Origin of the sequence: Aeromonas sp. 159, from assembly GCF_963862045.1 — a bacterium.
Classification (GTDB): domain Bacteria; phylum Pseudomonadota; class Gammaproteobacteria; order Enterobacterales; family Aeromonadaceae; genus Aeromonas; species Aeromonas veronii.
In genome coordinates, this window is sequence record NZ_CAWLMI010000045.1 from 17,149 (window position 1) to 41,786 (window position 24,638).

23 protein-coding genes and 1 riboswitch are annotated in these 24,638 nt (G+C 57.8%); of the genes, 17 read left to right on the forward strand and 6 right to left on the reverse strand.

What is annotated here, in order from left to right:
- Positions 1–2 precede the first annotated feature (2 nt).
- The 6 genes from AACR14_RS09330 to AACR14_RS09355 all read left to right on the forward strand — a co-directional run bounded on the left by AACR14_RS09330 (position 3) and on the right by AACR14_RS09355 (position 7,820).
- Positions 3–1,292: an L-cysteine desulfidase family protein gene (locus AACR14_RS09330; RefSeq protein WP_019445950.1), complete on the forward strand. Its 1,290-nt coding sequence runs from the start codon at positions 3–5 to the stop codon at positions 1,290–1,292.
- A gap of 64 nt (positions 1,293–1,356) precedes the next feature.
- Entirely contained in the window at positions 1,357–2,010 is a 654-nt protein-coding gene (locus AACR14_RS09335; protein WP_019445951.1) for a helix-turn-helix transcriptional regulator, read from the forward strand.
- 154 nt (positions 2,011–2,164) lie between these two features.
- Entirely contained in the window at positions 2,165–2,752 is a 588-nt protein-coding gene (locus AACR14_RS09340; protein ID WP_019445952.1) for a histidine phosphatase family protein, read from the forward strand.
- A 323-nt stretch (positions 2,753–3,075) separates the two neighbouring features.
- Positions 3,076–4,701 (forward strand): methyl-accepting chemotaxis protein, encoded by a 1,626-nt coding sequence (locus AACR14_RS09345; RefSeq protein WP_019445953.1) that lies wholly within the window; start codon positions 3,076–3,078, stop codon positions 4,699–4,701.
- Positions 4,702–4,988: 287 nt separating this feature from the next.
- The gene (gene fabV, locus AACR14_RS09350; RefSeq protein ID WP_005353312.1) at positions 4,989–6,182 is read left to right on the forward strand and encodes an enoyl-ACP reductase FabV; all 1,194 of its coding nucleotides are present in this window, start codon (positions 4,989–4,991) and stop codon (positions 6,180–6,182) included.
- Positions 6,183–6,344: 162 nt separating this feature from the next.
- Positions 6,345–7,820 (forward strand): YfcC family protein, encoded by a 1,476-nt coding sequence (locus tag AACR14_RS09355; protein ID WP_019445954.1) that lies wholly within the window; start codon positions 6,345–6,347, stop codon positions 7,818–7,820.
- Positions 7,821–7,883: 63 nt separating this feature from the next.
- Here AACR14_RS09355 and AACR14_RS09360 read toward each other — a convergent pair whose 3' ends face one another.
- Positions 7,884–9,098 carry a pyridoxal phosphate-dependent aminotransferase gene (locus tag AACR14_RS09360; RefSeq protein WP_005334367.1) on the reverse strand — a complete coding sequence of 405 codons (1,215 nt, stop codon included), beginning with the start codon at positions 9,096–9,098 and terminating at the stop codon, positions 7,884–7,886.
- 381 nt (positions 9,099–9,479) lie between these two features.
- Here AACR14_RS09360 and AACR14_RS09365 point away from each other — a divergent pair, with 381 nt between their 5' ends.
- Together AACR14_RS09365 and aqpZ are read left to right on the forward strand one after the other, a co-directional pair.
- Entirely contained in the window at positions 9,480–9,692 is a 213-nt protein-coding gene (locus AACR14_RS09365; RefSeq protein ID WP_005334366.1) for a DUF1653 domain-containing protein, read from the forward strand.
- Positions 9,693–9,962: 270 nt separating this feature from the next.
- The gene (gene aqpZ / locus AACR14_RS09370) at positions 9,963–10,652 is read left to right on the forward strand and encodes an aquaporin Z (RefSeq protein ID WP_019445956.1); all 690 of its coding nucleotides are present in this window, start codon (positions 9,963–9,965) and stop codon (positions 10,650–10,652) included.
- A 92-nt stretch (positions 10,653–10,744) separates the two neighbouring features.
- Here the strand turns inward: aqpZ and AACR14_RS09375 are convergent, their stop codons facing one another.
- The gene (locus AACR14_RS09375; RefSeq protein WP_111899625.1) at positions 10,745–11,467 is read right to left on the reverse strand and encodes a lytic transglycosylase domain-containing protein; all 723 of its coding nucleotides are present in this window, start codon (positions 11,465–11,467) and stop codon (positions 10,745–10,747) included.
- Between the two features lie 355 nt (positions 11,468–11,822).
- Here AACR14_RS09375 and AACR14_RS09380 point away from each other — a divergent pair, with 355 nt between their 5' ends.
- Entirely contained in the window at positions 11,823–12,263 is a 441-nt protein-coding gene (locus AACR14_RS09380) for a GNAT family N-acetyltransferase (protein WP_041980377.1), read from the forward strand.
- Positions 12,264–12,268: 5 nt separating this feature from the next.
- On the opposite strand, the gene AACR14_RS09385 is transcribed toward AACR14_RS09380, so the two are convergent.
- The gene (locus AACR14_RS09385; RefSeq protein ID WP_005353308.1) at positions 12,269–12,811 is read right to left on the reverse strand and encodes a DUF1439 domain-containing protein; all 543 of its coding nucleotides are present in this window, start codon (positions 12,809–12,811) and stop codon (positions 12,269–12,271) included.
- Positions 12,812–12,908: 97 nt separating this feature from the next.
- Here AACR14_RS09385 and cls point away from each other — a divergent pair, with 97 nt between their 5' ends.
- Both cls and AACR14_RS09395 read left to right on the forward strand, forming a co-directional pair.
- Positions 12,909–14,390: a cardiolipin synthase gene (cls, locus tag AACR14_RS09390; protein WP_005361740.1), complete on the forward strand. Its 1,482-nt coding sequence runs from the start codon at positions 12,909–12,911 to the stop codon at positions 14,388–14,390.
- A gap of 107 nt (positions 14,391–14,497) precedes the next feature.
- Positions 14,498–15,760 (forward strand): DUF945 family protein, encoded by a 1,263-nt coding sequence (locus AACR14_RS09395; RefSeq protein ID WP_019445958.1) that lies wholly within the window; start codon positions 14,498–14,500, stop codon positions 15,758–15,760.
- Between the two features lie 79 nt (positions 15,761–15,839).
- On the opposite strand, the gene purU is transcribed toward AACR14_RS09395, so the two are convergent.
- Positions 15,840–16,676: a formyltetrahydrofolate deformylase gene (gene purU, locus AACR14_RS09400; protein WP_019445959.1), complete on the reverse strand. Its 837-nt coding sequence runs from the start codon at positions 16,674–16,676 to the stop codon at positions 15,840–15,842.
- A gap of 259 nt (positions 16,677–16,935) precedes the next feature.
- A riboswitch (FMN riboswitch) is annotated at positions 16,936–17,092 on the forward strand.
- A 104-nt stretch (positions 17,093–17,196) separates the two neighbouring features.
- Here purU and ribB point away from each other — a divergent pair.
- Complete coding sequence (gene ribB, locus AACR14_RS09405) at positions 17,197–17,850, forward strand: 3,4-dihydroxy-2-butanone-4-phosphate synthase (RefSeq protein WP_019445960.1); 654 nt, start codon at positions 17,197–17,199, stop codon at positions 17,848–17,850.
- A 225-nt stretch (positions 17,851–18,075) separates the two neighbouring features.
- Positions 18,076–18,318: an Lpp/OprI family alanine-zipper lipoprotein gene (locus AACR14_RS09410; RefSeq protein WP_005334342.1), complete on the forward strand. Its 243-nt coding sequence runs from the start codon at positions 18,076–18,078 to the stop codon at positions 18,316–18,318.
- A 172-nt stretch (positions 18,319–18,490) separates the two neighbouring features.
- Here the strand turns inward: AACR14_RS09410 and AACR14_RS09415 are convergent, their stop codons facing one another.
- Together AACR14_RS09415 and AACR14_RS09420 are read right to left on the reverse strand one after the other, a co-directional pair.
- Positions 18,491–19,339 carry a tetratricopeptide repeat protein gene (locus AACR14_RS09415; protein WP_019445961.1) on the reverse strand — a complete coding sequence of 283 codons (849 nt, stop codon included), beginning with the start codon at positions 19,337–19,339 and terminating at the stop codon, positions 18,491–18,493.
- On the reverse strand, positions 19,336–20,058 hold the full coding sequence (locus AACR14_RS09420; protein WP_019445962.1) for a 4'-phosphopantetheinyl transferase family protein: 723 nt from the start codon (positions 20,056–20,058) through the stop codon (positions 19,336–19,338). The genes AACR14_RS09415 and AACR14_RS09420 overlap by 4 nt, the downstream gene beginning before the upstream one ends.
- A gap of 275 nt (positions 20,059–20,333) precedes the next feature.
- On the opposite strand from AACR14_RS09420, the gene AACR14_RS09425 reads away from it, so the two are divergent.
- From AACR14_RS09425 to AACR14_RS09440, 4 genes are all read left to right on the forward strand, one after another.
- Positions 20,334–20,822 carry a C40 family peptidase gene (locus AACR14_RS09425; RefSeq protein ID WP_005334331.1) on the forward strand — a complete coding sequence of 163 codons (489 nt, stop codon included), beginning with the start codon at positions 20,334–20,336 and terminating at the stop codon, positions 20,820–20,822.
- A 148-nt stretch (positions 20,823–20,970) separates the two neighbouring features.
- Positions 20,971–21,942, forward strand: a complete 972-nt coding sequence (rlmF, locus tag AACR14_RS09430) for a 23S rRNA (adenine(1618)-N(6))-methyltransferase RlmF (protein WP_019445963.1) — start codon at positions 20,971–20,973, stop codon at positions 21,940–21,942.
- A 245-nt stretch (positions 21,943–22,187) separates the two neighbouring features.
- Positions 22,188–22,913, forward strand: a complete 726-nt coding sequence (locus AACR14_RS09435) for a MaoC family dehydratase (RefSeq protein ID WP_019445964.1) — start codon at positions 22,188–22,190, stop codon at positions 22,911–22,913.
- 245 nt (positions 22,914–23,158) lie between these two features.
- The gene (locus AACR14_RS09440) at positions 23,159–24,574 is read left to right on the forward strand and encodes an SLC13 family permease (RefSeq protein ID WP_019445965.1); all 1,416 of its coding nucleotides are present in this window, start codon (positions 23,159–23,161) and stop codon (positions 24,572–24,574) included.
- Positions 24,575–24,638: the final 64 nt, after the last annotated feature.

A 24,638-nucleotide genomic window follows, 5' to 3' on the forward strand; every position in this document is an offset into this window, starting at 1 on the left:
TGATGAAACAAGCGTGGCAGCAGTATCTGCAGATTATTCAACAGGTTGTCAAACCAGCGCTGGGTTGTACCGAGCCAATCGCCGCCGCCTATGCCGCGGCTGTCGCCGCTCGGCAACTGGGGTGTGAGCCCGGTCGCCTCGAGGTTGCGGTGTCGGACAATCTCTATAAAAACTCGATGGGTGTTTATGTGCCGGGCACCGGCAAGATCGGTCTGGCCATTGCGGCCGCGGCCGGTGCCATCGGCGGCAACGCCGATGCCGGGCTGGAGGTGCTGGCCGCGATCCAGCCAGCACAGGTGGATCGTGCCCAGCAGCTGATCGATGCCGGCAAGGTGCAGGTGAGCCGCACCGCCGCCCCCGAGTTTATCTTCTGCCGCGTGACCGTTTATGGCACTGATGACAAGGGTGAAGAACACAGCGCCGAAGTGACCCTCTGCGGCGGTCATACCCGCATCGTCGAGCAGCGCCGCGATGGCGAGGTGACCTTCACCGCCGATCAGAGCCAGGGCGGTGCCACCGGTTCCATCTGCGACGGGGTAGATATCAGCATCGCCGCCATCTACGAGTTCGCCACTCAGGTGGAGTTCGAGCAGATCAGGTTCATCCTCAAAGCCTCGGAACTTAACGGCAAGCTCTCCGCCGAGGGGATGAACAACCCCTATGGCCTGGAGATTGGCCGCACCATGCAGCAGAACATCAATGCCGGTCTTATCGGCGAGGATGTGATGAACCGCATCGTGATGATGACGGCGGCTGCCTCCGATGCCCGCATGGGGGGCGCGACCCTGCCAGCCATGAGCAACTTTGGCAGCGGCAACCAGGGCATTGCCGCCACCATTCCGGTGATGGTGATTGCCGAGCGCTTTGCGGCCAGCGAAGAGCAGCTGGCTCGCGCCCTCATCATGAGCCATCTGGGCGCTATCTATATCAAGTCCCACTATCCGCCGCTGTCGGCCTTCTGTGGCAATACCGTGACCAGCGCGGCCGCCTCCATGGCCATGGTCTATCTGGCGGGCGGCAGCTTCGAGCAATCCTGCTTCGCCATCCAGAACGTGCTGAGCGACAGTGCCGGTATGGTATGTGACGGGGCGAAGGCTTCCTGCGCCATGAAGGTGAGTACCTCCTCCGGCGCGGCGGTGCGCGGCTTCCTGATGGCTCTCAACAGCCACTCGGTGTCGGGGCAGGGGATCGTCGCCGGCGACGTGGATCAGACCATCCGCAACGTCGGTCAGATGGTGAAGGAGGGCATGTCTGCCACAGACAGCACCATTATTGATATCATGTCCGCCTGATGTCCCTGTCGGTTGCTGCCCGGCGCCCATTGTCCGGCAGCAACCCTTGCAAGAAGGTCCCATTGTGAAGCTGCAAGAGTTGAGTCCGAGCGATTTTGAGATCCTCAAGTCGATGGAGAACATAGTGGACGGCATCGCCGCCATGTATGGCCAGCACACCGAAGTGCTGCTCCACAGTCTGGATGCGCGCAATCCCTCGATCGTCAAGATTGCCAACGGCCATATCACCGGCCGCAGTGTCGGCGCTCCCATCACCAACCTGGCGATGATGAAGCTCAAGAGCGGGCAGGATATCTCCAGCCCCTACATGACCAAGTGCGCCACCGGCAAGACCCTGCGCTCCATCACGACCGTGATCCGCAACGGGGAGCACAGGGCCATCGGGTTGCTCTGCATCAACAGCGACATGGATGCTCCGCTGCAATCCGTGCTGCGCACCATGATGCCGGAGTGTATGCATTCCCACGAGAGCCATGCCACCCCGGAGGTGTTCGCCCGCAACATCGACGAAGCGCTCAACAGCACCATAGATACCGTCAGTGCCGAGGTGCGCGGCAACGAGGCGGTGCCTCCGTCCCAGAAGACCCGGGTCATCGTCAACCAGTTGCACGACATGGGGATCTTCGAGCTTAAAGACAGTGCCCAGATCGCCGCGCGCCAGCTCGGGATCTCGGTCCACTCCATCTACCGCTATCTGCGGGAGATCAAGAAGGGCTGAGCCGATACACTCTAGCCAAATTGGCAGCAAACGGGTCAGCCTTGACCCGTTTTTTACGCCCGCTTTAGCCTCTCTGTTTGGGCCATCCTTCTGGCTCATCTGCTATCATCACCCCCCTTTATTTTTCTATCTCTCTGAACGTGCTGGAGAAATCATGTCTCGACTCATCTATCTGCTGCGCCATGGCCAGACCCGATTCAATGCCGAGCTGCGTCTGCAGGGGCGTTGCAACTCCGAGCTGACCGACAAGGGCGAGGCGCAAGCCATCGCCATGGGGCGGCGCCTTGCCACCGAACTGGCGGATCCCGCCCGCTGGACCGTCTATGCCAGCCCGCTCGGTCGCGCCCGTCAGACTGCACTGCTGGTGTGCGAGCAGTTGGGGCTGTCAGCTGATCGCATCATCTGGGACGATCGCTTGATGGAGCTGGGGATGGGGGAGTGGGAGAGCTGCCAGATCCCGGTGCTGCGGCTCGCTCATCCCGAGCTCGATACCGGCAAGGGGGACTGGTATCTGCAGGCACCGGGGGCCGAGAGCTTCGAGAGCATTCAGCGTCGAGCACACCAGTGGTTGCAGGATCCTGCCATCGCCGAGCGGGCCATTGTTATCTCCCACGGTCTGCTCGGTGCCATGTTGCGCGGCGTCTATGCCGATCTCGACTATGAGGCGACCTGGTCACAGGAGTTGCCCCAAGATGCCTTCTATAAGCTGCAGGATGGCCACATCACTCGCATTGCCTGCTAGTTTCGTGGACGTTGCCGCCATCAGTTCATGGACGATGCAGGCTGCAACACGCTACGGATTTTGCTTTGCGAAGATTAGACATCAACGAAATGATGAATAGACTCAAAAAGCGCATTATCAATAAGGGCATTAGCCCTTCTTCTGCGGTGATGTGTTTAAGGTCTGGTTTTGCGAACAGGTTGCAACTTGCATTGCACTATGGTGCACAGACCGCGCTTTTTAATGAGGTAAGCGGGTGATTGTATTGAAATGAGTGGTCGCGTGATGCTTGGTGTATCAATTGCATATTAAACGACCAGTGGCCTGAGTATGAGGACGACACCATGAAAGGGATCTCGGTTCGTAGCAAATTATTGATGCTGGTTGTGGTACCGCTGTTTTGTATGATTTTGCTGTGCACTCTCTCCCTTTGGGGGATGCGCCTGATGAATCAGGCTGCCCATCAGGTGAATGAAGAGGAGGTGCAGCAGTTATCCGAACTGAAGCTGATTTCAGACTTGTATGCGGTCAGTGTCGTTGATGCGATCAATAAAGCGCATGTTGGATTAATCACCCGTGAAGAGGCAAAACGTTCCGTTACTGAAGCGCAGTTAAAAGCCGCAACGGAATGGAAGCGTTACATGGCCCAGAAGATGTCTGCGGAAGAGCGGGCGATAGCGGAGTCTGCCCAGGTATTGATGAACAAAGCCGACATTACACTGGATGGTATTCAGAGTGATCTTTCATTAAAAGCTCCTCTTGATAAGGCAATTCATCAGTTATACAGCACGGTTGATCCTTTTAATGAGGAGCTGGGCAAGCTGGTTGAACTCCAGCTGAGATTTGCAGATGAGCATGTTGGTACCCTGGAAAGTCTGGCCGTTGATTTTTCATTTGCCTTCCTCTCCATTACCGGGATTGCCCTGTTCGCTTTATCCGTGCTGGGGATCTGGATTTTTCGCGGGATCAGTCAACCGCTCACCGCTTTGCGCAGAGCGCTTTACAAATTGCAGCATGAGCAGGATTTGACCGTCACCGTCCCCGTCATTCGGGAAGATGAATTGGGGCAAGTCGCACGGGCGCTGAATGATATGGTTAGCCATTTCCGCAGATTGATTGGCGAAATGGATGACGTGGCCGAACAGTTATCGACAGGCGCCGATGCACTGAACGAGCTGGGGCTAACCAGTGCAGAGCAAATGGCCCAGCAGCGTCTGGAGACAGATCAGAGCGCTGCGGCGATGAATGAGATGAGCGCAACGGTTAACGAAATCGCTCAAAATACAAACAGTGCTGCAATTGCCGCCCGTCAGGCTGAAAACAAGGCAGAAGAGGGGCAAGCGGTTGTCAAGGAGACCATTGGGAATATGGCTCTGCTCTCTGGTCAATTGCAAAATACATCCACTGTGCTGCAAAACCTGGCTATCGAAAGCAATAACATTACCCAGGTGATGGGGGTTATTCGCTCGATTGCCGAACAAACCAATTTACTGGCACTGAATGCGGCCATCGAAGCCGCCAGAGCTGGTGAGCAGGGGCGTGGCTTCGCGGTGGTGGCTGATGAAGTCCGGGTACTTGCTCAGCGCACCCAAAACTCTACCGGAGAAATCCAGAACACCGTCAATCGCCTGCAACAGAATGCAACTATGGCTGTTGATAGTATGAATATCGGATTATCTGAAGTGGAGAAGACGAATACCCTGATGCTGACCTGTGGCGTCTCTTTGGAAGAAATTGTGAGTGCGGTGGATGATCTGAATAATCTCAATGTGCAAGTCGCTGCTGCAGCCGAAGAGCAAAGCAAAGTCACCGAAGAGATGACGCGCAGCATGGTCAATATTGCCGATATCGCAGTACATACCTCGGACTCGGCAGCCCATGTATCGGCCAAGTGTCAGCGTCTTGATGAGATGGCCAAGTCAATGAGAACACAGATTAATCATTTTAAATGGCGCTCACATGCCGCTTGATATAGTTCGATGACATTACCCCCAGGCCCCGAGAGTTCGGGGCCTTTTTGTATCATGTTGTTCGTACTGCACCTGTGTTGAAACATGTCATCGGTTTCCATAGATATGGGAAGATTCATTACCGGACTGATGAAGTGACGCTTTCCGAAAAATTGTGCATTTTTGACGGCAGCTGTCACCCTGAATGGCCATTTTTGCCGCAGTTCAACACATCAGAGCACCTTATCGCGGCAAGATGAGGTATCTTATGCCCCGATTTCATCCATTAAACGGATCCGAGACCCCATATGATCATCAAACCCAAGGTTCGCGGCTTTATCTGCACCACCACTCATCCGGTCGGTTGTGAAGCCAATGTTCGTCGCCAGATCGCTTATACCAAGGCCAAGGGCACCATCGAGAATGGTCCCAAAAAGGTGCTGGTGATCGGCGCTTCCACCGGTTATGGCCTGGCCTCCCGGATTGCGGCTGCCTTCGGTAGCGGCGCCGCCACCCTCGGCGTCTTCTTTGAAAAAGCGGGCACCGAGTCCAAGACCGGTACCGCTGGCTGGTACAACTCTGCCGCCTTCGACAAGGCAGCCAAAGAGGCGGGCCTCTACGCCAAGAGCGTCAACGGCGATGCCTTCTCCAACGAGTGCCGCGCCAAGGTGATTGAGCTTATCAAGCAGGATCTGGGTCAAATCGATCTGGTTGTCTACTCCCTGGCCTCTCCGGTGCGCAAGATGCCGGAAACCGGCGAAGTGGTGCGCTCTGCCCTCAAACCGATCGGTGAGGTCTACACCACCACCGCCATCGATACCAACAAGGATCAGATCATCACCGCCACCGTCGAGCCGGCGAACGAAGAAGAGATCCAGAACACTATCACCGTCATGGGCGGTCAGGATTGGGAGCTGTGGATGGCTGCCCTGCGTGATGCCGGCGTGCTGGCTGACGGCGCCAAGTCCGTGGCCTACTCCTACATCGGTACCGATCTGACCTGGCCAATCTACTGGCATGGCACTCTGGGCCGCGCCAAGGAAGATCTGGACCGCGCCGCTGCCGCCATCCGTGGCGATCTGGCAGCCAAGGGCGGCACCGCTCACGTGGCCGTGCTCAAATCCGTGGTGACCCAGGCTTCTTCCGCCATTCCGGTGATGCCGCTCTATATCTCCATGGCTTTCAAGATCATGAAGGAGAAGGGCATTCACGAGGGTTGCATGGAGCAGGTGGATCGCATGATGCGCACCCGTCTCTACGCGTCCGACATGGCGCTGGACGAGCAGGCTCGCATCCGCATGGATGACTGGGAACTGCGTGAAGATGTGCAGCAGACCTGCCGCGACCTGTGGCCATCTATCACCAGCGAAAACCTCTCCGAGCTGACTGACTACACCGGCTACAAGCAGGAGTTCCTGCGCCTGTTCGGTTTCGGTCTGGATGAGGTCGATTACGATGCGGATGTAAATCCGGATGTGAAATTCGACGTGGTCGAGCTCTGAGTCTGACTCAAGTGAAAACAGGGCCCCGCGGGGCCCTGTTTTTTTGGCAAACATTCCGCTAATTTGCGGAATTTTATTATCAGCGATCACCTTTTTCCCATATCAAACCCGCTAGTCTTGCGCTGATCGGATCACAGACGGCATTGCCGAGGTACGGAAGCTATGACCACTCCAAACGAGGCGCCCAAGAAGCGCCAACTCCCCACTGTTTATACCCTGCTTTTCATCATCATCGCCCTGATGGCCGCCCTGACCTGGGTGCTGCCAGCGGGCAAATATGACTATGTCACCGCCAAGACCCAGCAGCCGGTGGCGGCAGCGGCCGTGGCCGATTACAGCGGCGACGAGCGGCTGTTGCCGGTGCCCGGCAGCTACACCGAGTTACCCGCCCACCCGCAAGGAGTGTTCGAGGTGCTCAAAGCCCCCATTCAGGGCTTTCACAAGGCCGCTGATGTGGCGCTGTTCGTGCTCATCATCGGCGGTTTTCTCGCGGTGACCATGCAAAGCGGTGCGCTTGATGCCGGGGTTGGGGCCATTGTGCGTGGCTTTGCCGGGCGTGAGCGGCTGCTAATTCCTGTGTTGATCGCCCTGTTTGCCCTCGGCGGCTCCACCTTCGGCATGGCGGAGGAGACGGTAGCCTTCTGGGCGCTGATCGTGCCGGTGATGATGGCGGCGGGCTTCGATCGCATGGTGGCGGCGGGGATCATCCTGCTCGGCTCCGGGGTTGGGGTGCTCGCCTCCACCGTCAACCCGTTTGCCACCGGTATTGCCTCCGGTTTTGCCGGTATCCCCATCGGCGAAGGGATCGGTTTGCGGGTCATCCAGTGGCTGCTACTGGTGATCTTCGCCTCCTGGTTCGTGATGCGCTACGCCAAGCAGGTGCAACAGGACAGATCCCGCTCCGTGCTGGCCGACATCGTCTATGACGACGAGTTCTCCCAGATGAAGAGCGGCAACCTCGCCTTCACCGGCAAGCAGAAACTCACCATGCTGGTCTTCTTCGGCACCTTCCTGCTGATGATCTATGCGGTGGTGCCCTGGTCGGATTTGGGGATCGACGTGCTGCCCACCTTTGGCTGGTGGTTTGACGAGCTATCCACCCTGTTCTTCAGTGCCTCCATCCTGATTGCGCTGATCAACCGGATGCCGGAGTCCAACTATGTGGCGACTTTCCTGAGCGGCGCTCGGGATCTGATCGGGGTGGCACTGGTGGTTGCGGTGGCGCGCGGCATCTATGTGGTGATGGAGCAGGGCGTCATCATCGACACTATTTTGCATTGGGCTGAAGGGCTGGTGAGCGGGCTTTCCTCGTCGGTCTTCATCCTGATGGCCTATCTGGTACACATCATCCTGAGCTTCTTCATCCCCTCCACCTCGGGGCTGGCGACGGTCTCCATGCCGCTGATGGGGCCGCTGGCCGACTTCTCCGGCATCTCCCGGGATCTGGTGATCACCGCCTATCAGTCCGCCTCCGGCTGGATCAACCTGTTTGCCCCCACCGCCGCCCATCTGGTGGCGGGTCTGGCGCTCGCCAAGATCCCCTACGATCGCTTCGTGCGTTGGGTGCTGCCATTTATCATCGGTGTGGCTCTCATCACCATGGCGGTACTGGTGGCTGGTGCCCTGCTGCACGGCTGATTGCACGGATAAAACCACAGATAACAAAAAGGCTCCCGCGGGAGCCTTTTTCATGAGCTTTGCTTACTGCTTGTAGCCCTTGAGGAAGCGAGCGAGGCGGCCGATGGCATCCTCCAGCTCCTCTTCGCGGGGCAGGAACACCAGCCGGAAGTGATCCGGCGCCGGCCAGTTGAAGCCGGTGCCCTGTACCAGCAGCAGCTTCTCTTGCTGCAGCAGGTCGAACACCATCTTCTGATCGTCGCGGATGTCATACACCTTGGGGTCGAGGCGCGGGAACATGTAGAGCGCCCCCTTGGGTTTGACGCAGGAGACCCCGGGGATCTCGTTCAAGAGCTCCCATGCCTTGTCTCGCTGCTTGCGCAGGCGGCCGCCCGGCAGGATCAGCTCGTTGATGCTCTGGTAGCCGCCAAGCGCAGTCTGGATGGCGTGCTGCATCGGCACGTTGGCACACAGCCGCATGGAGGCCAGCATCTCCAGCCCTTCAATGTAACCGCGGGCACGGCCTTTTGGACCGGTGATGACCATCCAGCCCTGACGGAAGCCGCAGGCACGGTAAGCCTTGGAGAGGCCGTTGAAGGTTACCACCATCACATCGTCGCATAGAGTGCAGACGCTGGTGTGGGAGATGTCGTCGTAGAGGATCTTGTCGTAGATCTCGTCGGCGAAGATGATGAGGTTGTGCTGGCGGGCGATCTCGATCACTTCCAGCAGGAACTCGCTGCCGTAGACGGCACCGGTCGGATTGTTGGGGTTGATCAGCACCAGGCCGCGGGTGCGCGGGGTGATGCGAGCGCGGATGTCGTCGAGATCCGGATACCAGTCAGCTCCTTCATCGCAGCGGTAGTGCACCGCATGGCCACCGGAGAGAGTGACGGCCGCGGTCCAGAGCGGGTAGTCGGGGGAGGGCACCAGCATCTCGTCGCCATTGTTGAGCAACGCCTGCATCGCCATCACGATCAGCTCGCTGGCGCCATTGCCAATGTAGATGTCGTCGATATCGACCTTGCGCATCCCTTTTTGCTGGTAGTACTGCATCACCGCTTTACGGGCAGAGAAGAGCCCCTTGGAGTCGCAGTAGCCCTGGCTCAGTGGCATGTTGAGGATCACATCCTTGATGATCTCTTCCGGCGCATCAAAGCCGAACGGGGCCGGGTTGCCGATGTTGAGCTTGAGAATGCGGTGGCCTTCGTCTTCGAGACGGCGAGCCTCTTTATGCACCGGGCCGCGGATGTCATAGCAGACATCGTCGAGCTTGTGCGACTTGTCGATTGTGAACATGGTGACAGTGATTCCTTCCCCACAGGGACGCGTTGGCGAAAAAGGCGATTTTTAGTATCAAATTTCTTTTCCCCTATTCTTCACAGAATTGAATGCTAGAACAATCCTCTTTTTAGAAGAACTCCCTGATTTTTAGCCCTAAAACAGGGTTGCTAGAACGTTAAATTCAGCACGATATTTGGTGCTAACCAAGGTTAACTAGTGAAACATGGGGAACGAATTAACAATGCTGCCTGACTGTGTTGCAATATCCGGATCCTGTGGCACGATTGGCTTGTGTAAAAAATCGTCTTCGTCCCCCTTTTCGATGAGTTGAATGGCACTCATGGTGTCATCTTTATGTGGTTCGCTCATCGGCGTTCACTTCTGCGAGGTTTTCCCATGCAAGCACCCGTTCCTGGCCGCTATCGCCACTTCAAGGGGGGTTACTATCAAGTGCTTGCCCTGGCTTTGCATACCGAAACCCAGGAGCAGCTGGTCATTTATCAATCCGAGCAGGATGGTCAGGTCTATGCCCGTCCCGTCGCCATGTTTATGGAGTGGATTGAGCATCAGGGGCAGGTTGTCAGCCGTTTTGCCCCGGCAGGAGACTGACCATGCCTCTGTTTTTATCGCTCAAGGGATGAGCACTCGAGCTAAATGGTGTCACAAGTTGTCGCATGACGCCCTTGGGTATGAGATGTGTAGCCAGCTGTCTTAATGATAAATCCCTTATCTAATCAACTAATTGTGACGAATATCACATTCAGTGAAACCTGCCTGCCGGGTTCGCAATCTGGACTCACACTCCCATAATGCTGCGCTTGTTCAAGCATGGGCCATTCTCGGGTCTTATTCGGTGTTATCTCAAATGGGAGAAATAATGTGAAACCTGTTGCTGCTGAGTTTATGGGCACTTTCTGGCTGGTATTGGGCGGGTGCGGCAGTGCCGTGCTGGCTGCAGCCTTCCCTCACGTCGGGATTGGTCTGCTGGGGGTCTCGCTGGCTTTCGGTCTGACCGTGCTGACCATGGCGTTTGCCATCGGCCATATCTCCGGTTGCCACCTCAATCCGGCCGTGACCGTCGGTCTGTGGGCGGGTGGCCGTTTTCCGGCATCCGGTGTACTGCCTTATATCGTGGCGCAAGTGCTGGGTGGCATTGCCGCCGCTGCCGTGCTTTACGTGATTGCCAGCGGTCAGGCCGGGTTTGATCTCTCTGCCGGTTTTGCTTCCAACGGCTACGGTGAGCACTCTCCGGGTGGTTACAGTCTGACTGCCGCACTGGTGTGCGAAATGGTGATGACCGGTTTCTTCCTGTTCGTCATCATGGGCGCCACCGATAGCCGTGCGCCTGCCGGTTTCGCGCCGATCGCCATCGGTCTGTGCCTGACCCTGATCCACCTCATCAGCATTCCGGTGACCAATACCTCGGTCAACCCGGCCCGCAGTACCGGTGTTGCGCTGTTTGTCGGTGACTGGGCTATCAGCCAGCTGTGGCTGTTCTGGGTTGCCCCGATTGTCGGTGCCATTCTGGGTGCGCTGGCTTATCGCCTGGTGGCGACTGAGCAGAAGTAATCATTTGCGAAACAAAGTGTGGTATCGACACGCCTGCGGGCGTGTTTTTTGTTTCTGGAGGGGCGAGAAAAGAGCATTAACCGAGGCTAACCTCAGAGCCCTTTGGCCTGCAGCATCTCTTTGTAGCGCAGATGGAGGAGCTGGACACGCTCCACATAGGCACGGGTTTCCGCATAGGGCGGGATACCGCCATGTTTTTGTACGGCGCCCGCGCCGGCGTTGTAGGCCGCGGTCGCCAGCGCCACGTTGCCATCATATTGCTTGAGCAGTCCCGCCAGGTATTTCACCCCGCCGAAGATATTCTGCTCCGCCAGCAATGCATTGCCGACCCCCAACTCCCGCGCCGTGGCGGGCATCAGCTGGGTCAGGCCCATCGCCCCCTTGCGGGAGACCGCCAGAGGATTGAAAGCGGATTCCGCATGGATCAGCGCCCGGATCAGCGCCGGCTCAACTTGATAGGTTTTGGCGGCCGCCTTGATGGTGCTGGCATAGTCATAGAGAAACAACCCTGTGGTCTGCCAGTTGACGCTGGATTTGGGGTCGCAGGCGAAGCAGTCGTTGAACAGCAGCAGCTCGTAATGGCCCTCTTCGGGCGCCATGTCGGAGTAGCGAACCACCCCGTTTTGTTGCACCGATTTATAGACCTGGATCTGCTTCTTGCCGTTGGTGGCGACTGCCGCTGTTTGAGCTGTGTCGGGTTGTGAGGCGGGAGTGGCATCTTTGCTCGGACGCAAGGGGGAGGGAGCGGCGGTCAGGAAGATCACCTCCGCGGGGGGGGGAGTCTGACTCCATCCGCTCAGGGGGATCAACAACATATGGCTTGCCAGCATCCATGCTTTCAACCCTGATACTCCTTCTTGTGATGACCATGTTGAGTAAAGCATCATGACGAGGGCAGAACAAGCGGCCAACAGGGGGCAAATGATCCGATTCGGTGACCGGGATCAAAGTATCCGCCGCAATAAAGGATTGTCATCATAAAGCACGGTTTTGGCCGTCAGGCGGTGGGTCATGGCCTCTTCCACCGGGTAAGCAAGCTGCCCACGACGTCCGCTTTTTTGTTGACGAAAGGCATGCTATCGTGCTGGCGTCATGTGGTCGGATTAGCGCACCGTATCTGGCACTAATAACTGATTATCAAAGGATTTGTCTGTGACAAGCAAGCTGGCGATGGAACTCACTTTCGAAGAGTACTGCGACGCCGACCTCTCCCTTATCAGGGACTATTACGAGACGACGTTTTCCCACTATGTGCCGGATCTGGCCGAGCGGATCTTTGTCGTACGTGATGCTCACTGGCTGGTGGGGGCGGTACGGCTGCGGGACGAGGAGGAGTTTTACCATCTGTGCGGCTTTCGCCTGTTGCCCCACTACCAGTCGCTGGGATTGGGGTCACGGCTGCTGCAGCACGCCTGTCACGGTCTGTTGGACAAACCTGTGGTCTGTCAGGCGCTGCCCTTCGAGAAGCCTTTCTATCTCAAGGCCGGGTTTGCCGATATGCCCCTCAATCAATTGAGCGGGTCGCTCTTCTCCCTCTACGAGCGGCAGCAGCAGCAGGGGTATCAGGTGGAGCTGCTGGTACGGGATACCACCCAGCCCCTCCTGAATTGAGCGGTTTAGCGGGGTTTGGTCAGCAGGTGGATCTTGCCCGGTGACAGCTCCAGCCCCAGCAGATTCTCCTTCAGCCAGGCCTGATCCGGATCCTTGTCATTGAGTTTGTAGACCGGTTTGGTCTCGAGCCGCTTCTCCATGCTCTGCAGCAGCATGTTGAGCATCAGCCCGAACTTCTTCTCGGCCGCCTCTGGCTCCAGCTTGTACTCCACCAGCTTCATGTTATCGAGAAACAGCGCGCTCTGGCTCTTGTCATAGCGGGGTCTCGCCTCATAGGTCATCTGCAGGCGGGCGTCATATTCGGTATTGTCTGGCAGGGCGATTTTGAGCTTGCCCTTGCCATAGACCCGGGCGGTATCGGGGCGTTGGCGACCGATCTGGACATCGCTCTGCTCAAGCGTCACATGGGCCTTGATGATGCCCGGCAGCTCCAGCTGTTTGTCGACTTGCACCTGAGATTGCAGGTACTGGTTTATCTGTTGCTCATTGATGTCATATGAGCCTTGGCCTAGCATGGCCAGGCTGAGCAGCATAGATTGCAGGATCATGCGTGCGACCTGATAGAATGGATTTGCCTTACAGCATACCATCCCGGCCGGTTGGGATCTGCCCACCGCGCTGTTTGTCGATTAGAAGGAGTCCCCGTTGTTTAACGGTCTGGAACACGATCTTCAACTGCTGTTTTCCCGTTTTCTGGGTTGGCTGCTACTGCTTTTTCATACCGTGATTGTCACCGGTGTGTCGTTTCGGGTGGTGATGAAACGCCGTCCCATTGGGGTGTCGCTGGCCTGGCTGGCGCTGATCTATGCCATTCCGTTTGCCGGGGTAGGCTTCTATGTGCTGTTTGGTGAAATAAAGCTGGGGCGCCGCCGTGCCGAGCGCGCCCAGGCCATGTATCGCCCTTATGCCATCTGGATCCGGCAACTGGCCCGTCTGTTCCCGCAGCACTGCTGCGAAGTGGGCGCCAAGGCACAGCCGCTGCACGATCTCATCCAGGGACGGCTCGCCATGCCGATGCTATCCGGTAACCGCATGACCTTGCTCAACAAGCCGGACTGGATCTTGCGCGAGATTGCCCAGGATATCCGTCGCTCGACGCTCTCCTGCTATCTGGAGTTTTATATCTGGCATCCGGGCGGCGATGCCGACGAGGTGTGCGAGGCGCTGATTGAAGTGGCGCAACGCGGCGTGGATTGTCGCTTGCTGCTCGATTCGGTGGGCAGCAAGCAGTTCTTCCGCTCCCACTGGCCCAAAAAGCTGCGCAAGGCGGGGGTCAAGCTGGTGGAGGTGCTGCCGGTCGGCGCCTGGCGTATTCTGTTCCAGCGTCAGGATCTGCGGATGCACCGCAAGCTGGTGGTGATTGATGACAGGGTGGGTTACACCGGCTCCATGAACATGGTGGATCCCCGTTTCTTCAAACAGGATGCCGGGGTCGGCCAGTGGGTCGACATCATGATCCGGGTGCAGGGGCCCATGGTGCCGCTGATGTGGTCGATCTTTGTCTGGGACTGGGAGATGGAGACCGGCGAGCGGCTGCTCGACAGTCTGCAGCATGAGCCGGAGGCCTGGCCCCAGACCAACTATCGCGCCCAGCTGATCCCGTCCGGTCCCTTCGTCGGCGGCGACTGCATCCAGCAGAGCCTGCTGCTGGCCATCTATCAGGCACGCAGCCATCTGGTGCTGACGACCCCTTACTTTGTGCCCGACGATCCGCTGGCGGCCGCACTCAGTTCGGCAGCGGCGCGCGGGGTACAGGTGCAGCTGGTGTTGCCGGCACGCAACGACTCCATCATGGCCAATTACGCCTGCAACGCCTTTATGGAGGAGCTGCTGGCGGCCGGGGTGGAGATCTACCGCTACGATGCCGGTCTGCTCCATACCAAGAGCGTGCTGGTGGATGATGACTTCGCGCTGGTGGGGACGGTCAATCTGGATCGGCGCAGCCTCTGGCTCAACTTCGAGGTGACCCTGCTGGTGGATAACCCCTCGTTCGTGGCCCAGATGACCCGACTGGTGCAGGGCTATATGGCGGAAGCCACCCCGATGACCCTGGCCCAATGGCAGGCCCGCCCCTGGTACAAGAAGGCGATGGAGAACATCTTCTATCTCTTCAGCCCCTTGCTGTGATGTTGTGGCGAGCCGCAAGAAAGTGGACTCGCCATCTGATTGGACTTGCCTAGCCCCGAGTCCGCCCCGTAGAGTGCAGTGACAACTCCCTGGAGACACATGGATATATGAAAAAGATAGTGGCCCTCGCCGTGGGTGCGGCACTGGTAGGTGGTGGTCTGGCTGCGTGCTGGTACACGGGCAACAGCTTCGACAACATCATGGCGGAGCAGATCGCCAAGGTAGAGCAAGAGACCGGTATCGACATGCAGTGGCAGTCGGGTAGCAGCAACCTCTTCACCCGTGACGGGGTCCTGAAGGTCGTGGTGACGCCGGAGGAGCTGGCTGCCATTGACAGCGAGCTGGAGGGCAGTCAGCCCATCGAGTTGCAACTTGTGGTCAAGAGCCAGATCCTGCCGCTATACATCAAGAGCCACTTCCTGCTCGATACCCATAATGGCACTCTGGCGCCAGTCTTTACCGCACTGGGCATGGAGCAGTGGGAACTCGGTCTGGAGTCGGTCACCAGTCTCTGGACCCAGGGTAACAGCAGCCGTTTCTGGGCCAATGAATTCAAGATCAAACAGGGGCTGGACGAGTTCAGCTTCCTGCCCCTGAGCGGCGAGTTCCACGGCAATCTGGAGGGGAATGGTCACCTCACCATGACCTGGCAGGGGATGACGGTCCATGAAGAGCAGAGCAAGATGGACTTGGTGCTGGCCGACCTGAAAGGGAGTGCCGACATTGCCGAGATCAGCGGTGTGCTCCTCTCGCCCCAGAGCGAGATGACCCTCTCGGCCCTCACGGTACAACTGCCTGACAGCGTCAAGGTCGCCCTGCAGGGGATGACAACCGAGACTCAGCTGACCGGTGATGATGCCCAGACCCTCTCCAGCAGCTATCAGATGAAAATTGCCAAGCTGGATCTGGAGAACGAGACCGACACCCTGGCGGTGACCGACAGCAAGTTGGCGCTCAACCTCAACGGTCTGGATCTGGAAGGGTATCAGGGGCTGCAGGCCGCCGGTGGCAAGGGGGTTGAAGATGCAGCCATCCAGCAGGCGCTGGGCAAGATGCTCAAACGTGGTGCGACCCTGGAGCTGGCCGATCTCAGCGCCAAGCTCAACGGTGAGGCGGTGACCATGAAGGGGGACGTGAAGCTGGCCTCCACCTCGCTGGAGCAGCTGTTCAACAGCGACGCGGGCATGCAGGCCCTCTCCGGCGTGCTGCATGCCAGCCTCAGCGACAAGCTGGGCAAGGCGGTGCCGCAACTGGCCCCCATGCTCGATCAGCTGACCCTGATGGGTTATCTGAAGGCCGACAAGCAAGCGCTGACCTCCGAGCTGAAGCTGGAGAAGGGCGCGGTGACGGTAAACGATCTGCCGCTCTGACACATGATGTAGAAACAACAACGGCTCCCGCGGGAGCCGTTGTTGTTTCTGGCGTTTGCATATGGGCCGTGTGGGCGAATTACTTGAAGACCACCGTCTTGTTGCCGTAGACGAACACCCGTTCGTTCAGTACCAGCTCCAGCGCGCGGCTCAGCACCGATTTCTCCACATCCCGACCCGCCTTGGCCATGTCGTCCGCACTGAAGGCGTGACCGACGTGGATCACGTCCTGTTCGACAATGGGGCCTTCATCCAGATCGTCGGTCACGAAGTGGGCGGTGGCACCGATCAGTTTGACGCCGCGATCAAATGCCTGCCGGTAGGGGCGGGCACCGATGAAGGCGGGCAGGAAGGAGTGGTGGATGTTGAGGATCTTGCGCGGATAGGCCTCGACGAAGCTCGGGGTCAGCACCCGCATGTACTTGGCCAGGATCACATAGTCAGGCTCATAGCTGTCGATAATGGCGCGAACCTGCTCTTCATGTTCGGTCCGGCTCAGATCATCGTGACTGACGGTGTGGAACGGGATATCGAACTTGCCGGTGAGCTCGGCCAGGGTGTCGTAGTTGCCGATCACCGCGACGATATCCATATCCAGCGCGCCCGCGTAGTTCTTCATCAGAATATCGCCGAGGCAGTGGGTCTCTTTGGTCACCAGAATGACGATACGCTTCTTGCCCGCCTTGACCAGACGGCGCTGGGCGCCGGTGGGCAGGGCATCATCGAGGTCGGCCAGCAGGGTCTCGTCGTTGAAGCGCCCCTCCAGCTCGGTACGCATAAAGAAGCGGCCATTCTCGTGATCCACAAACTCATCGTTCTTGATGATGTTGAGCTGGTGCTTGTAGCAGATGTTGGTGATCTTGGCGATGAGCCCTTTGGCATCCGGGCAATCCGTGAGCAGTATTTTCTTTTCCATCTCTGTCATTTTCCGTTTGTGGTGTTGGCGCTGCTGTCTGCGCCGGCAGCGTTGTTCAGGCTCTCTTTTCGGGCCCTGTTTTTTGGTTTCGGGAACTATGCCATAAACCGATCCGCGCCATAAAGAAATTCACCAGTCATAGCCTCGCACGCTGGCGAGCAGGCCGCAGAGCGGGATCCCGGGCGCAATGTTGAAACGCTTTTCAGCCTGCGGGAGATTTTGGCTGGTATCTGCAACCGTTTTTCTTTAGGCTGTCTGCGCTTATTCTCAGGGCGGGGTGCAATTCCCCACCGGCGGTATCCCGATTGACTCGGGGAGCCCGCGAGCGCCCGACTTGGCTGATTGCCAGGTCGGGGTCAGCAGATCCGGTGAGATGCCGGAGCCGACGGTCATAGTCCGGATGAAAGAGGATAAGACAGACCTTGCCGTGTTGCCCCTTGTGGGCTGGCCGCCGCATGCCCGTCTCTGTCTGCCTTTCCATGCCCTGATTCTGGTCCTTGTCTTGTTTAGGAGTTTTACCATGAATCAGTCTCTACTCAGTGAATTCGGTGATCCCGTTGCCCGTGTCGAAGCGGCCCTGTCTGCCTTGCGTGCCGGAGGCGGCGTGCTGGTGGCCGACGATGAAGACCGAGAGAACGAGGGCGACCTCATTTTCGCCGCTGAATCCATGACCAATGAACAGATGGCGCTGATGATCCGCGAGTGCTCCGGCATCGTCTGCCTCTGCCTGCCCGACGAGCGGGTTCGCCAGCTCGAACTGCCAATGATGGTGGAAGCCAACTCCAGCCACTACCAGACCGCCTTTACCGTGACCATCGAAGCGGCGCAGGGGGTCACGACCGGTGTCTCGGCGGCTGATCGCATCACCTCCATCCGTGCAGCCATCGCAGACGGCGCCAAACCGGGTGATCTGCACCGCCCGGGTCATGTTTTCCCGTTGCGTGCGCGAACCGGTGGGGTGCTTACCCGTCGTGGTCATACCGAAGCGACGGTCGATCTGATGCAGCTGGCTGGCCTCAAACCGTTTGGTGTGTTGTGTGAATTGACCAAAGAAGATGGCTCGATGGCGCGTCTGCCAGATCTGGTTGCGTTCGGTCGCAAGCACCAGATGCCGGTGCTGACCATCGAGGATCTGGTGCAATATCGTCAATTGTTGTCAGAACGTACAGCCTGAGCCTCATACGAAATTGTAATAAGGCAAAAATTTGGTTAACCTTTGTCCGTGCCCCCACCACACGGCACTCATTTTTTAGACGAATCTGGACAAAAACTGTTCATTCAAAAAAAAATGAGGGTTTTAATGCATTTATCTGTGGTGGGGACTATGCAAAGTAGGATTTTTTTGTGCCATAATCACGCCGCTTGCTAAACGTCTGGCGAGTTCAAGGGAGCTTTAAAAATGAAAAAATTGTTGTTGGTAGGTGTTGTTGGTCTGTCCGCTCTGCTGGGTGGTTGCGCAAACACTAGCGAACTGGAAACTTCCGTTCAGAATCTGTCTAACAAAGTTGACCAACTGGCTCAAGATGTTAGCGCAGTTCGTGCTGATCAGTCCAAAATCGCTGCTGATGTTGCCGAAGCCAAGCAAGAAGCTATGCGTGCTAACCAGCGCATCGACAACATGGCTACTTCCTACAAGAAGTAATCCATGCGAAAAAAATGGCGCAGTTTTGCGCCATTTTTTTTTGCCTGAAATTCACCGTATTTCCACTATTCCCACAGCACCTTATTCCCACAGTACCTTCTTCGTACTTGACCCATGAGGTCATGCTGGTCTCCCGGCACTCCCCCATCATTACCAGCCAGTTCGATTCCGATCAGTAGAGCAGACTATAGAGTTTGCGACGGTAGCTCTGTGCCGCCGGTGTGCTGCCCATGGTCGCCAGAATATCGAGATAGGTCTTTCTGGCATCGCCGAATGCCAAATCCCGCTTGAGGATCTCCAGCAGCAGTCCCAACGCCTCTTCCTGACGGCCAGCCTGGTTGTATTGCACCGCCAGCTCCTGAGCCAGGGCAAAATCATCAGGCTGTTCTGCATGGCGGGCTTCCAGCGCGCGCAGCTCCGGGCTGTCTGCCGCTTGCAGGGCCAGCGCCAGCCGTGAGCTCAGGGTATGGAAGTGGCTATCCTGCGCCGCCATCGGGATGGTGCCGAGGCGCTCCTGCGCTTCCTCCAGCAGGTTGAGGTCGAGCGCGGCCTGGATCAGCCACAGGCTGATGTCGTGACGTTCAGGAGCTAGCTGGTGTGCCTTGGTCAGATGGGCATAGGCGATGCTGGGCTGCTCGTCAGCCAGTGCTTGTTGCCCCTTGGCCAGCAACTCTTCCTCTTCTTTGGGGGCGAAGGCGGCGAAATACTGGCGCAGGGTGGCTTCATCCTGCGGTCCTTCGATGATCCCCTGTTCGTCAGGGCGACCCTGATGGAACAGCACCAATGCGGGCAGGGCGCGCAGGCCGAGCTGACTGGCCAGCGGCTGCAACTGGGGATCGTTCATATCCACCTTGGCCAGGGTGACCTGCTCATTGGCGGGCCCAACCAGTGATTCGATCAGCGGTGTCATCCCCTGGCACTCCGGCATCTGCGGAGCATGGAAATAGATGACGACCGGCTTCTTCATGGACGCATCGATAAGTTCAGCGTGAAAATTCTGGGGAGTAATGTCGACGATCATGAGTTGGACTCTTCAGAAAGGGTGTTGAGTAACATGGGGTTAAGCGAGTGGCAATTCAAGCGCTCATCCAGCCGGGAAAAGGTCACAGGGGCTGCCGTCGCCGCGAGGCTGAGCCAGCCGCTGGCAAATGGCCAATCCTGTACCTGATAAGGGGTGTCATCGAGTCGATTGTCGAGTCGCCATCCTTCCTCCGGGATAAATCGCACCTTCTCCAGTCCCGCCGCTATGCCGCCACCGTGGGCTTTCAGTACCGCCTCCTTGCGTGACCAGAGCCGGTAGAAGGCGCTCTCCTGCTCTTGAGCAGGCTGTGCGCAGAGCCACTCATATTCACTCTGCGCATAAAACCGGCGGGCCAGGGGGAGGGGATGATGCCGCCGTTTGCCCAGTTCGATATCCACCCCAAGCGGCCCCTGCGGGCAGAGTGCCAACACCAGCCAGCTGCCACTGTGGCTCAGATTGAACTGCCAGGCATCATCATGCAGTCGGGGCTTGCCGTGGGGGCCGTTGCAAAATTGCAGACTGGCGGCGGGTTGTTGCAGCCGCTCGGCCAATAGCTGGCGCAGCAGGGAGCGGCTCACCAGATATTCCTGACGCCGTTCAGGATGGGTCATGGCTTGCCAGATATGCTGCTCATCGGTTGACAGCCATTCAGGCAATTGAGCAAGCAGTTCCTGGCATACCCTGGCCGGTTTTAACAAAAAAAGATCGGTTTCGATCATGATTTTTCACTTTAAAAAGGTGCTGAAGCAGGGATAAAAGCCAGTTATCTATGAGGCCCAAGGCTCTTTTTGCGATTGTATATTGTTTGGGCATGATCACATTAATTATGAAAAATCGTGCATTTCCTTGCAAAAATGTGAGCTCGATAGGGATTTTCACTTGCCTCGATAGAATTCTTGGATATAGTCGGGTGCTGTTGCCTTATAAATTGCCCTTTGGGGCCGTATTTTAACAAGATTTACTATTTAGCGGGGATAAAGGATTGCGCCACCTGATGCTACTGCTGGTCGCGCTCGGAATGGTGGGTTGTGCCTCGGCACCCCAACCCGAGGTCGCAAGCAAGATCGAAGTTTCCATGGTTGAACCTGTCATCGAACCGGAAGCTTCCCAGACACCCGATGTGAATGAAATCCTGACTGTATATAAAGAGTGGCGTGGTGTTCCGTACCGGATGGGTGGCAGCAGCCAGCGCGGTATCGACTGTTCCGCCTTTGCCCGTGAAGTGTTCCGCAATGCCGTCGGTATCGAATTACCCCGCGATACCCGCTCCCAAGTCCATGAAGGGACGCGCGTTTCCAAGCAGGATCTGGTCGAGGGTGACCTGGTCTTCTTCAAAATCAATCGTCGTCTCAACCACGTTGGTATCTATGTCGGCAATGGTGAATTTATCCATGCCTCGACCCGAGCCGGTGTTACGCGCTCCAAGTTGGATAGCCAATATTGGCGCAACAAGTTCTGGCAAGCTCGCCGGATCGATATCTGAGTCAGGCTGGACAAACGGCTCGCAGTACGGACTGTTTTTCCAACCTCACTTGAACCGGGCTCGATAGCCCGGTTTTTTATTGCCCTCGTTTAGACTTTCCCGAGTCAAATCACTATAGTGTGGGCCCGTTTTCTTCGGCAGGCTCAGCATGAAATCCCGCATCCCATCAGCCGGTGGCCCCAAGTCGGGCGACCGCAAATCCGGACTTCACTCCCGTAATCGCCATCAGGCGGGTTACGACTTTGAGGCGCTCTGCCTGCGAACTCCCGAGTTGGCTGCCCACGTCTTTATCAATGACTACGGCACCCGCACCATCGATTTTGCCAATCCCGATGCAGTGAAGACCCTCAATCGCGCCCTGCTGGCCCATCACTACGGGATTGCCCACTGGGACTTGCCTGCCGGTTACCTCTGCCCGCCTATCCCGGGACGGGTGGACTACCTGCACTGGGCGGCCGACCTGTTGGCCGAGAGCGCAGGCCAGCTCCCTACCGGCAAGGGGGTGAGGGTGCTGGATATCGGGGTGGGGGCAAACTGCATCTATCCGCTGCTGGGTGCCCGCGAATATGGCTGGCGTTTTGTGGGATCGGATATCGATCCGGTCTCGGTCAAGGCGGCCACCCTGCTGGCCAGGAGCAACGGACTCGGCAACCAGATTGAGTGCCGCCTGCAGGGTAACCCCAACCATGTGTTTCGCGGCATCATAGGGCCAAAGGAGCGCTTCGCCCTGACGCTGTGCAATCCGCCGTTCCATGCATCGCTGGAAGAGGCGAGCAAGGGGACGGAGCGCAAGCTGCGCAATCTGGGCAAGGAGGTGACAGGCGCCCCTGTGCTTAATTTTGGCGGCCAGAAGGCCGAGCTCTGGTGCGAAGGGGGCGAGGCGGCGTTTCTGGCCAACATGATTGCCCAGAGCAAGGAGTTTGCCACTCAGTGCCTCTGGTTCAGCTCGCTGGTGTCGAAAAAAGAGAACCTGCCGGGGGCGAAAAAGGCGTTGAGCCGGGTGGGTGCGCGTCAGGTACGGGTGATCGACATGGCGCAGGGCAACAAGGTGAGCCGGATCCTCGCCTGGTCCTTTCTGGATGAAGAGGGATTGCGTAACGGTTGGTCGGGCGTGCGCTGAGTCCCCACCACAAGGCCCGATGAGGGCCTTTTTTCATGATGAACACCGCGAATTTCCCCTGCTGGCGGCATCTTTGGCAATCGATTTCCTTATTGGCAGATCGTGCTGGTTTACATGGTCTAAGTAGTTACTTCAGCCTTGGTACAGGTGTACGCCGAGATTTTTTTGCACTTACAGCTGAAACTTTAATAAAATAGGACTGGTTAGACCTCTTTACAGGCATTGAATCAAATAGGGATCGGTAGATGAAAGTTGTCGATTTTCTGAAGCGCAAGCGCGAAATTCTGGCGCAGCACCCCTTTGAGCTCAAGGATTGGCTCTCTCCGGCGATCCGCGACTACTGGCGTGAGTTTCAGCAAAAGGCACATCTTCATCCTTTGCTGGGGCGTGTGCTGGACTTGCAAGCCGAGTCCCAGAGCGAGCAGCAACAGGATGCAGCAACAGTGGCACAAGTAGCCAACGGTCAGCCAGCCGTGGCTCAGGAACCCGCTGTTGAGCTGGGGGCCGAGGCGGCCGAGCTCTATGCCGCCCTGCAGGCTCGCATTGGTGAAGAGACCCATGTCGGCGAGTGGCTGCATGTCAGCCAGCAGATGATCGATCAGTTTGCTGCAGTGACCGGGGATCACCAGTGGATCCACACCGATCCGGAGCGCGCGGCCGCCGAGTCGCCCTTCAAGACCACCATCGCCCACGGCTTCCTGACCCTGGCGCTGCTGCCACAGTTGACTGGCTCGGTCGACGAGGCCACCCCCGAGTTCCCGACCGCCCGCATGGTGGTGAACTTCGGGCTGGATCAGGTACGTTTCCCGTACCCCATCAAGGTGGACAGCAATATCCGCGCCCGCACCAAGCTGGCCCGGGTCACCCCCATCAAGGGTGGGCTGGAGTTGCTCAAAGAGATCAAGGTGGAGATCGAAGGGATCCGCCGCCCGGGTTGCGTCATCGAGTCGGTGACCCGCATCTACTTCTGAGCCCCCTCATCGGTATGAATGGTGAAACGGGCCCGCTGTCGTGTGCAACGAACAGCGGGCCCGTTTTTTTGCCTGTTTGTTGCAAGGGGTGAGGCGTCAGCCATAGCGCGCCGACCCCAGCTTGATATGACTCACAAAACGGTGCGCCGTGCAGTTAGCCAGCTCTCATTTTGGCGAGTTGGCCGCGTGAGGCGATAGCATGTTATGCCACTATTGGCTTCTTACTCCCGATCCTGGAGACAATAGTGCCCATCAATAACAAGATTATTCTGCCACTGCTGCTGAGCCTCACCCTCCTGCTGATCCCGACCCACTGGATCCCGCTCGAGGGGATCACCGTCATCGAGCAGCGGGTCGTGGCCATTTTCGTGCTGGCCGCCCTCTGCTGGATCCTGGAGCCCATCCCTATCTTTGCTACCTCGGTGCTGATCATCGTGCTGGAGCTGCTGCTGCTCTCCGACCAGGGGCTCTGGTTCATGACTGCCGACAAGGCTGAACCGGGGTTTGGTGAGCTGCTCAAGTCCACCGAGGTGATGGCGACCTTTGCCTCGCCGGTTATCATGCTGTTTCTCGGTGGTTTTTTCCTCGCCATTGCGGCGACCAAGTACCATCTGGACGTCAATCTGGCGCGGGTGCTGCTGCGCCCGTTCGGTCAGGATCCCCGGATCGTCATGCTGGGGCTGATGTTGATCACCGCCACCTTCTCCATGTTTATGAGCAATACCGCCACCACCGCCATGATGCTGGCCATCCTTACCCCGGTGCAGGCGGCGTTTCCCGACAAGGACCCGGCCAAAATCGGCTTTGTGCTGGCCATTCCGCTGGCGGCCAACCTCGGCGGGATCGGCACTCCCATCGGCACTCCGCCCAACGCAGTGGCCCTCAAATACCTGACCGGCGAGCATGCCATCTCGTTCGGTCAGTGGATGGGATTTGCGGTGCCCTTTGTGGTGCTGTTGTTGCTGCTTGGCTGGTTTCTGCTGGGGCGCTTCTTCCCGAGCACCCTCAAGCGGATGGATCTCAAGATTGAGGGGCGCTTTATGCAGACCCCCCGCGCCTGGGTGGTCTACCTCACCTTTATCACCACCATAGTGCTCTGGCTGCTGGGGGATCTGCATGGCATGAGTTCCTACGTGGTCGCCATGATCCCGGTAGCAGTGTTCCTGACCACCGGCATCATCACCAAGGACGATCTGCACAAGATCTCCCTCGACGTGCTCTGGTTGGTATCTGGCGGTATCGCGCTGGGGCTGGCGCTGGAGGACTCCGGGTTGGCCGAGCGGCTCATCACCCACATTCCGTTCCACGAATACTCCACGCTGGCGGTGCTCATTGGTGCCTGTCTGCTGGCGGTGGTGATGGCCAACTTTATGTCCAACACCGCAACCGCCAATCTGTTGCTGCCACTGGTGGCGGCACTGGCAGTCAGCATGCCGGAGCTGGCAGAGTGGGGCGGCAGCCACACCTTGATCCTGGCCGTCACTATTTCGGTTTCGCTCGGGATGTCGCTGCCCATCAGTACCCCGCCCAATGCGCTGGCCCACGCCACCGGTCTGGTGGAGAGTCACCAGATGGTGCGCATCGGTGTCATCATGGGGTTAGTCGGCACCCTGCTGGCGATGGTATGGATCTACCAGATTGCCGCCTGGGGGCTGATCTGAGCGTACGGCGGTTTCTCATCTGTTGCCTGCTCCATCATCGGAGAAGTACCATGGCAGGTGATGA

Coding starts and splice junctions, on each gene's coding strand:
- AACR14_RS09355 (WP_019445954.1), top strand. CDS start 6,345: ATGACCACTCCAAACGAGGCGCCCAAGAAGCGCCAACTCCCCACTGTT.
- AACR14_RS09420 (WP_019445962.1), bottom strand. CDS start 20,058: ATGATCGAAACCGATCTTTTTTTGTTAAAACCGGCCAGGGTATGCCAG.
- rlmF (WP_019445963.1), top strand. CDS start 20,971: ATGAAATCCCGCATCCCATCAGCCGGTGGCCCCAAGTCGGGCGACCGC.
- AACR14_RS09425 (WP_005334331.1), top strand. CDS start 20,334: ATGCTACTGCTGGTCGCGCTCGGAATGGTGGGTTGTGCCTCGGCACCC.
- AACR14_RS09360 (WP_005334367.1), bottom strand. CDS start 9,098: ATGTTCACAATCGACAAGTCGCACAAGCTCGACGATGTCTGCTATGAC.
- AACR14_RS09410 (WP_005334342.1), top strand. CDS start 18,076: ATGAAAAAATTGTTGTTGGTAGGTGTTGTTGGTCTGTCCGCTCTGCTG.
- AACR14_RS09330 (WP_019445950.1), top strand. CDS start 3: ATGAAACAAGCGTGGCAGCAGTATCTGCAGATTATTCAACAGGTTGTC.
- AACR14_RS09385 (WP_005353308.1), bottom strand. CDS start 12,811: ATGATCCTGCAATCTATGCTGCTCAGCCTGGCCATGCTAGGCCAAGGC.
- AACR14_RS09415 (WP_019445961.1), bottom strand. CDS start 19,339: ATGATCGTCGACATTACTCCCCAGAATTTTCACGCTGAACTTATCGAT.
- AACR14_RS09365 (WP_005334366.1), top strand. CDS start 9,480: ATGCAAGCACCCGTTCCTGGCCGCTATCGCCACTTCAAGGGGGGTTAC.
- purU (WP_019445959.1), bottom strand. CDS start 16,676: ATGGAAAAGAAAATACTGCTCACGGATTGCCCGGATGCCAAAGGGCTC.
- fabV (WP_005353312.1), top strand. CDS start 4,989: ATGATCATCAAACCCAAGGTTCGCGGCTTTATCTGCACCACCACTCAT.
- ribB (WP_019445960.1), top strand. CDS start 17,197: ATGAATCAGTCTCTACTCAGTGAATTCGGTGATCCCGTTGCCCGTGTC.
- AACR14_RS09345 (WP_019445953.1), top strand. CDS start 3,076: ATGAAAGGGATCTCGGTTCGTAGCAAATTATTGATGCTGGTTGTGGTA.
- AACR14_RS09435 (WP_019445964.1), top strand. CDS start 22,188: ATGAAAGTTGTCGATTTTCTGAAGCGCAAGCGCGAAATTCTGGCGCAG.
- AACR14_RS09375 (WP_111899625.1), bottom strand. CDS start 11,467: ATGTTGTTGATCCCCCTGAGCGGATGGAGTCAGACTCCCCCCCCCGCG.
- AACR14_RS09340 (WP_019445952.1), top strand. CDS start 2,165: ATGTCTCGACTCATCTATCTGCTGCGCCATGGCCAGACCCGATTCAAT.
- AACR14_RS09380 (WP_041980377.1), top strand. CDS start 11,823: ATGGAACTCACTTTCGAAGAGTACTGCGACGCCGACCTCTCCCTTATC.
- AACR14_RS09395 (WP_019445958.1), top strand. CDS start 14,498: ATGAAAAAGATAGTGGCCCTCGCCGTGGGTGCGGCACTGGTAGGTGGT.